This window comes from Mesorhizobium sp. M7A.F.Ca.CA.004.06.1.1 (genome assembly GCF_003999135.1).
Lineage (GTDB): Bacteria > Pseudomonadota > Alphaproteobacteria > Rhizobiales > Rhizobiaceae > Mesorhizobium.
This window is the reverse complement of the sequence record NZ_RZPQ01000381.1, coordinates 1-5,598: the sequence shown is the minus strand read 5'-3', so window position 1 is coordinate 5,598 and position 5,598 is coordinate 1. Positions and strand designations below refer to the sequence as shown.

At 64.2% G+C, this 5,598-nt stretch carries 7 protein-coding genes; 6 read left to right on the top strand and 1 reads right to left on the bottom strand.

Annotation, left to right across the window (positions count from 1 at the left end; genetic code table 11):
- The 6 genes from EN906_RS21080 to EN906_RS21050 form a co-directional block, all read left to right on the top strand.
- On the top strand, positions 1-370 hold a 370-nt coding region (locus EN906_RS21080), incomplete at its 5' end, for a hypothetical protein (RefSeq protein WP_127375345.1).
- 260 nt (positions 371-630) lie between these two features.
- Complete coding sequence (sdhC, locus tag EN906_RS21075; protein ID WP_032900823.1) at positions 631-1,050, top strand: succinate dehydrogenase, cytochrome b556 subunit; 420 nt, start codon at positions 631-633, stop codon at positions 1,048-1,050.
- A 2-nt stretch (positions 1,051-1,052) separates the two neighbouring features.
- The gene (gene sdhD / locus EN906_RS21070; RefSeq protein ID WP_127269292.1) at positions 1,053-1,448 is read left to right on the top strand and encodes a succinate dehydrogenase, hydrophobic membrane anchor protein; all 396 of its coding nucleotides are present in this window, start codon (positions 1,053-1,055) and stop codon (positions 1,446-1,448) included.
- 1 nt (position 1,449) lies between these two features.
- Complete coding sequence (gene sdhA / locus EN906_RS21065; RefSeq protein ID WP_127269293.1) at positions 1,450-3,285, top strand: succinate dehydrogenase flavoprotein subunit; 1,836 nt, start codon at positions 1,450-1,452, stop codon at positions 3,283-3,285.
- A gap of 9 nt (positions 3,286-3,294) precedes the next feature.
- The gene (locus EN906_RS21060; protein ID WP_013528877.1) at positions 3,295-4,074 is read left to right on the top strand and encodes a succinate dehydrogenase iron-sulfur subunit; all 780 of its coding nucleotides are present in this window, start codon (positions 3,295-3,297) and stop codon (positions 4,072-4,074) included.
- A gap of 234 nt (positions 4,075-4,308) precedes the next feature.
- The gene (locus EN906_RS21050) at positions 4,309-4,938 is read left to right on the top strand and encodes a DUF480 domain-containing protein (RefSeq protein WP_127270053.1); all 630 of its coding nucleotides are present in this window, start codon (positions 4,309-4,311) and stop codon (positions 4,936-4,938) included.
- A 51-nt stretch (positions 4,939-4,989) separates the two neighbouring features.
- On the opposite strand, the gene EN906_RS21045 is transcribed toward EN906_RS21050, so the two are convergent.
- Entirely contained in the window at positions 4,990-5,415 is a 426-nt protein-coding gene (locus EN906_RS21045) for an OsmC family protein (protein ID WP_127270051.1), read from the bottom strand.
- Positions 5,416-5,598: the final 183 nt, after the last annotated feature.

The window sequence follows — 5,598 nt, the reverse complement described above, 5'->3', positions numbered from 1 at the left end:
CTGTGTGCCACAGGACAGTGGGCCGAAGGCGGCCAATACCGTCGTCGTCTCACCTGCGCCGGCTCAGCAGTCCGTCGCAGCCGCGGCGCCTCCGGCAGCTGCAGCCAAGATCATCACCGACCTTACCGCGCCGCGATCCGGCATAGGCACGGCCACCTACCGATGCGGCAACAACGGTATGATCTCCATCCAAAATCTAGGCACGTCGTTGCGTGTGGTCGGGTCCGATGGCGCGACCGAGGAGTTTGCGGCGTCGCCCGCCAACCAGAGCAGCCGCTACCAGGCGGCCACGCATGACGCAATCGTGATCGACGGACGCGAGGCGCTGGTGATGAAGAAGGGGTCGACGCCGCAGACCTGCAAACGCTAGGGCTAATCTCAACACCGCCGGGCCCTTGGGCCAGACATGTTGCACTGCAGCGATATCGAGCCGGCTTCGGGCCTCCCGGCCTAATCGATTGAAGCCTAAGCCGGCCTTTTAGTCAGACTAAATTACGTTTTCGAAACGGTTTTCTGGCTTTGACGCGGTGCAAAAAGAGCATTAGAAACCGGCTGTCCGAAGTCGCAACCGGAAGCGGCAATGCCGCATTTCCACCTGAGGCTCCAGAGAGACGCCGAACTGGGGGAGCCATGAGCAAATCACCAGCCACCCGCGAATTTGCCAGACGTGAACGGCCGATTTCGCCGCACCTCACCGTGTACCGGCCGCCGATCACCATGACGATGTCGATCATTCACCGCATCACCGGTGGGGCGCTGTATTTCGGCACGCTGCTGGTCGCCCTGTGGCTGATGGCGGCGGCCAGCTCGCAGGCGACTTTCGATTGGGCCAATTGGGCCTTCGGCACCTGGCTCGGCCGGCTCATCCTGTTCGGCTACACCTGGGCGCTGATGCACCATATGCTGGGTGGCGTGCGCCATCTGGTCTGGGACACCGGCGCCGGCCTCGAGAAGCATACCGCCTCGAAGATCGCCTGGGCGACGCTGGCCGGCTCGATCCTGCTCACGCTGCTGATCTGGATCGCCGGCTATATGGCGCGGGGAGCCTGACCATGAGCGGCAAAAACACCGACATGCGCACGCCGCTGGCGAGGGTCCGCGGCCTCGGCTCCGCCCGCGAGGGCACCGGGCATTTCTGGCGCCAGCGCCTGACCGCGATCGCCAACATCCCGCTGATCCTGTTCTTCGTCGGCTTCCTGATCGCGCTCAACGGCGCCGACTACGCACATGTGCGGGCAGCTCTTGCCAACCCGTTCGTCGCGCTGGTGATGGCCCTGGTGCTTATTTCCGGGCTTACCCATATGCGGCTCGGCATGCAGGTGATCATCGAGGATTACGTGCATGGCGAAGGCATGAAGCTGGCGCTGATCGCGCTCAATACATTTTTCACCATAGCGGTCGGCGTCGCCTCGATCTTCGCCCTGCTCAAGCTGGCATTCGGAGGCTGAGTTGGCCAAGGACGCGAAACAAGCCAACACGGCAGGCTATACCTTTGTCGACCACAAGTTCGACGTGGTGGTCGTTGGCGCCGGCGGCGCCGGCCTGCGCGCCACGCTCGGCATGGCCGAACAGGGCCTGCGCACCGCCTGCATCAGCAAGGTGTTCCCGACCCGCTCGCACACGGTGGCGGCGCAAGGCGGCATTGCCGCCTCGCTGTCCAACATGGGTCCCGATTCCTGGCAGTGGCACATGTACGACACCGTCAAGGGCTCGGACTGGCTGGGCGATGTCGACGCCATGGAATATCTGGTGCGCGAAGCGCCGGCCGCGGTCTACGAGCTCGAACATTATGGCGTGCCGTTTTCGCGCACCGAAGAGGGCAAGATCTACCAGCGGCCGTTCGGCGGCCACATGATGAACTATGGCGAAGGCCCGCCGGTGCAACGCACCTGTGCCGCCGCCGACCGCACCGGCCATGCCATCCTGCACACGCTTTACGGACAGTCGCTGAAGAACAACGCGCAGTTCTTCATCGAGTATTTCGCGCTCGACCTGATCATGGAGCCGGACGGCACCTGCACCGGCGTTCTCGCCTGGAACCTGGATGACGGCACCATCCACCGCTTCTCGGCCAAGATGGTGGTGCTGGCGACCGGCGGCTATGGCCGCACCTATTTCTCGGCCACCTCGGCGCACACCTGCACCGGCGACGGCGGCGGCATGGCCGCGCGTGCCGGCTTTCCGCTGCAGGACATGGAGTTCGTGCAATTCCACCCGACCGGCATCTATGGCGCCGGCTGCCTGATCACCGAGGGCGCGCGCGGCGAGGGCGGTTATCTCGTCAATTCCGAGGGCGAGCGCTTCATGGAGCGCTATGCGCCGTCAGCCAAGGACCTTGCCTCGCGCGACGTCGTCTCGCGCTGCATGACGCTGGAAATCCGCGAGGGTCGCGGCGTCGGCAAGAACAAGGACCACATCTTCCTGCATCTCGACCATCTCGATCCCGCCGTCCTGCATGAGCGGCTGCCGGGCATTTCGGAATCGGCCAAGATCTTTGCCGGTGTCGACCTCACCAAGGAGCCGATTCCGGTGCTGCCCACGGTCCACTACAATATGGGCGGCGTGCCGACCAATTACTGGGGCGAGGTGCTCAATCCGACGGCGATCAATCCAGACCAGGTGTCGCCCGGATTGATGGCTGTCGGCGAAGCCGGCTGCGCCTCAGTGCATGGTGCCAATCGGCTCGGTTCGAATTCGCTGATCGATCTTGTGGTGTTCGGCCGCGCGGCCGCGATCCGCGCCGGCCAGGTCATCGACCGCAAGTCGGCGATCCCTTCGCCCAACGAAGCCTCGGTCGAAAAGATCATGGACCGCTTCGACCGGCTGCGCCACGCCAATGGCTCGACGCCGACGGCCAGCTTGCGTGAAAAGATGCAGAAGGCGATGCAGGAAGACGCGGCCGTATTCCGCACGCAGGAGTCCCTCGAAAGCGGCTGCAAGCGCGTTTCGCAGATCTGGGGCGAGTTGAAGGACATCAAAGTGTCCGACCGCTCGATGATCTGGAACTCCGATCTGGTCGAGACGCTGGAGCTGGAAAACCTGATGGCCAATGCCATCACCACGGTCTACAGCGCCGAGGCGCGCAAGGAGAGCCGCGGCGCACACGCACGCGAGGACTTTTCGGTGCGCGACGACGCTGTCTGGCGCAAGCACACGCTGGCCAGGCTCAGCGAAGACGGCAAGGTGACGCTCTCCTACCGGCCGGTGCACACCGAGCCGCAGCTGGCTGAAAAGGACGGCGGCATCAGCCTCGCCAAGATCGCGCCCAAGGCCCGGGTGTATTGAGGATCGAACATGGTTGAACTCACGCTCCCCAAGAATTCGCAGATCAAGCCGGGGAAGACCTGGCCAAAGCCGGAGGGCGCCACCAATCTGCGGGAATACCGCATCTATCGCTGGTCGCCGGACGATGACGAGAACCCGCGCATCGACACCTATTTCGTCGACATGGACGATTGCGGGCCGATGGTGCTCGACGCGCTGCTGTGGATCAAGAACAAGATCGACCCGACGCTGACCTTGCGGCGTTCCTGCCGCGAAGGCATTTGCGGCTCCTGCGCCATGAACATCGACGGTTCCAACACGCTCGCCTGCACCAAGGGCTGCGACGACATTTCCGGCGCGGTAAAAGTCTACCCGCTGCCGCATATGCAGGTGGTCAAGGATCTTGTGCCCGACCTCACCAATTTCTATGCCCAGCATGCCTCGATCCAGCCTTGGCTGAAGACGGTGTCGCCGGAGCCGGCCAAGGAGTGGCTGCAGAGCCACGAGGACCGCGAGAAACTCGACGGGCTCTACGAATGCATATTGTGCGCCTGCTGCTCGACCTCGTGCCCGAGCTACTGGTGGAACGGCGACCGCTATCTCGGCCCGGCAACGCTTCTGCAGGCCTATCGCTGGCTGATCGATAGCCGCGACGAGGCCACCGGCGAGCGGCTCGACAACCTCGAAGACCCGTTCCGGCTCTATCGCTGCCACACCATCATGAACTGCGCGCAGACCTGCCCCAAGGGCCTCAACCCGGCCAAGGCGATCGCCGAGATCAAGAAGATGATGGTGGAGAGAAGGGTCTAGGCGGAGCGGATTTGCTGCAAACCTCGGATGTCGCGATCCGTAGCGCCCCCCTCTGTCCTGCCGGACATCTCCCCCACGTGGAGGGAGATTGGCTGTCATCGCGGCTTAGCCAATCTCAAAGGTTGAAGGATGACGCGCGCTCGGCGAAGCTGGCGAGCTCCCCCACGTGGGGGAGATGTCCCGCAGGACAGAGGGGGGCGCTGTCCCGCCGGCCTCAGAAAGGATTTTAGTCCAATGAGCGACGATCTTCCCATCCTCTCTCCCAGCGAAGCCCGCATCCTCGGCTGCCTGATCGAGAAGAAAGAGCTGACGCCGGATGTCTATCCGCTGACGCTCAACGCAGCACTGGCCGCCGCCAACCAGAAGACGGCGCGCGAGCCGGTGATGGCACTGGAGCAGACCGAGGTGCACCGGGGGCTGAAGCTGCTCGAACAAAAGGGACTGGTGCGGCAGATGTTCGGCTCGCGCGTCGAGCGCTACGAGCACCAGATGGCGCAGCGCTTCTCGCTGACCACGCCGCAGACCGCTTTGATCGGCCTGCTGTTGCTGCGCGGGCCGCAGACGGCCCATGAACTGCTGGCGCGGGGCGAGCGCATGGCGCGGTTCCCGTCGATCGAAGATCTGCGCGCCGAACTCGACATGCTGATCGGCCGTCGACCGCCACTCATCCAGGAAATCCCGCGCGGACCAGGCCAGCGCGAGGACCGCTACGTTCATCTCCTCAGCGGCCCGGTGGACGTTGCCGCCCTTTCGGTGCAGCGCAGTGCATCGGCCCTGCCTGCTTCCGACCTGGAGGCGCGGTTGGAGGCATTGGAGCAGGAAGTCGCCGCACTGCGCGCTCGCCTGGACGCGCTGGGAGCATAGGCCGGCGCGCGCCTGGGCGCTCGCGCCGGGTCTTACACGGATGCAGCGCTTTCAGCCGAGCCGGGCATCAAGCGATACGTTTATGGCGCCGAGCGCCTTCGAGACCGGGCATCCGGCCTTGGCCTTCTCGGCCAGCTCCGTGAATTTCGCCGCATCGATGCCGGGCACCTTGCCGACCGCGGTGAGTGCGCTGCCGGTGATCCCCGTGCCGGGAACCAGCGTCACCACGGCCTTGGCATCGAGTTCGGTGGCTGGCGTGCCGTTCTCGGCCAGGAAATGCGAGAACTGCATGGCAAAGCAGCCTGCGTGCGCCGCCGCGATCAGTTCTTCCGGATTGGTGCCGGATTTGCCGCTCTCGTCCTCGAAGCGCGCCTTGAACGAATAGGGCGTGCCCTTCAAGGTTCCGCTCTGGGTGTCGAGCGTGCCCGTGCCCTCTTTCAGATTGCCTTTCCAGACGGCGTTTGCGGTGCGGTCCATGAATTCCTCCTTGGTTGTCGTGGTTGGGGTTCGTTGTCGAGGCCGAGCCGGCGTCCGGTCAACTATAGCGCGCGCGGACGCGAAGGCCACTGCGCTCTTTGAACCACCGCACGGTGCCGGCACCGGTGGCCAGATTTTTCCGAAAATGCCGGTGCAGAAATGTCGACTTTGATCTGCTTCGCC

Coding starts and splice junctions, on each gene's coding strand:
- sdhC (WP_032900823.1), top strand. CDS start 631: ATGAGCAAATCACCAGCCACCCGCGAATTTGCCAGACGTGAACGGCCG.
- sdhD (WP_127269292.1), top strand. CDS start 1,053: ATGAGCGGCAAAAACACCGACATGCGCACGCCGCTGGCGAGGGTCCGC.
- EN906_RS21060 (WP_013528877.1), top strand. CDS start 3,295: ATGGTTGAACTCACGCTCCCCAAGAATTCGCAGATCAAGCCGGGGAAG.
- EN906_RS21050 (WP_127270053.1), top strand. CDS start 4,309: ATGAGCGACGATCTTCCCATCCTCTCTCCCAGCGAAGCCCGCATCCTC.
- EN906_RS21045 (WP_127270051.1), bottom strand. CDS start 5,415: ATGGACCGCACCGCAAACGCCGTCTGGAAAGGCAATCTGAAAGAGGGC.